Consider the following 1522-nt stretch of genomic DNA (forward strand, 5'->3'; position numbering starts at 1 on the left):
GTTTTGCCTACAAGCGAATTGACCGCTCTGGGTGGAGCTTTTGCAGCGGCTCATGGCGTTGGAGCCGATGAGGTTATTGAAAAATGCGTAAACCTTCTTGAACCGGAAGAGATTCACCCGGACGAGCATCTAGTTGAGCCGCTGAAAGAGATCTATGAGAAGAACGCGAAAGAATATCTGGCAATAGAAAGAAACAAAAAGTTAGACATTCAGGAGGGATAAAATGCCGTTAGTACCGCTTACAGAAGTTCTCAAGGATGCACAAGCAAAGAAATACGCTGTGCCTGGTTTCAACTTTCATCTATACGAAGACCTCGTTGCGATTGTAGAAGCAGCGCAGGAAGCGAGATCACCAGTAATACTCATGGCTGCTGGAACCTGTATGAAACACTGGGGGCCGACGCTTGCAGCGGCTCTTATTAAAGAAGTGGCGGACAGTGTCGATATACCGGTTGTTGCCCATCTCGATCACGCTAGTAGTCTTGAGCTGATATTCAAGTCCATCCACGCAGGGTTCACTTCAGTTATGTACGACGGCTCCATGTTACCCGTTGAAGAAAACATTGCCAACAGCAAGATCGTAGTCAAGGTTGCAAGAGCTTTCGATGTATCAGTTGAAGCTGAACTGGGAAGAGTTGCAAAGGGTGAAGAAGGGGAATCGGCCGTTGAAATACTTACCGATCCTTCGGATGTAGTAATGTTCTGCGAGGCAACCGACGTCGACGCGCTTGCCGTGGCTGTGGGCACTGTGCACGGAATGCAGAAGCAGGAAGCCAAGATTCATCTAGATCTGGTCGACGCGATATCCGAAGTCTCACCTGTACCACTTGTGCTGCATGGTTCCAGCGGCGTATCCGACAACGACCTTAGGTACATTGCCACAACTGGTTTCTCCAAGATAAATATCGGGACAAGACTGAAGACCGTCTTTACTGAAGGTATAAGAGAGGTTCTACAGAATGATCCAGATCTAAATGATCAGCTGAAACTACTCAAACTGGCCGTGCCGAGAGTCAAGGACACAGTAAAAGAGAAAATAGAACTCCTCGGAAGCGGCAACAGAGCCTAGTTATCGCCTGATCTAAATCAGTGCTACGTTGAGAAGTGGGTTTGGTATGGGTCTAGCAAGACTGCAATCCCGTGCAGATGCCCTGAACAGAACCCCTTGGACAGGAGCCCCCAAACAGGAACCCTGAACAATAGCATTTCAGGGCAGGCTTCACAGGATGACAAGTAAGAGGCAGAATTGAGCGACTTAGGATGACAGTCTTCTCTTGTTTCGCGTTATTCTGCCTCTTCTAGGACCTGACAAATTCCCGCGAAAATGGGACCTTAGGAACATTTGGGAGCCAGTCTGCTAACGCAGGCCAGTCAGGCTCCGCCTGGCCAGTCTCGGCTTCGGCGAAGCCAGTTCCGCTTCGCGGGAGAAGAGCCGCTGTGCGCTTAAAATCAAGAACCCGCTGACACCTGGAAGAAACGCTTCGCACTGGACTCTGGCTAGAAGACGCTGAGCGCTGTGAAA

The 1522-nt window shown here is 49.7% G+C and carries 1 protein-coding gene and 1 pseudogene; both read left to right on the forward strand.

From position 1 onward, the window contains the following. Positions 1 to 222, forward strand: a pseudogene (locus BG32_RS03045) (sugar kinase); the annotation flags it as partial. 1 nt (position 223) lies between these two features. Next, positions 224 to 1069: a class II fructose-bisphosphate aldolase gene (locus BG32_RS03050; RefSeq protein WP_014730061.1), complete on the forward strand. Its 846-nt coding sequence runs from the start codon at positions 224 to 226 to the stop codon at positions 1067 to 1069. Positions 1070 to 1522 lie beyond the last annotated feature (453 nt).

This window comes from Mesotoga sp. HF07.pep.5.2.highcov, assembly GCF_003666285.1.
GTDB classification, from domain to species: domain Bacteria; phylum Thermotogota; class Thermotogae; order Petrotogales; family Kosmotogaceae; genus Mesotoga; species Mesotoga prima.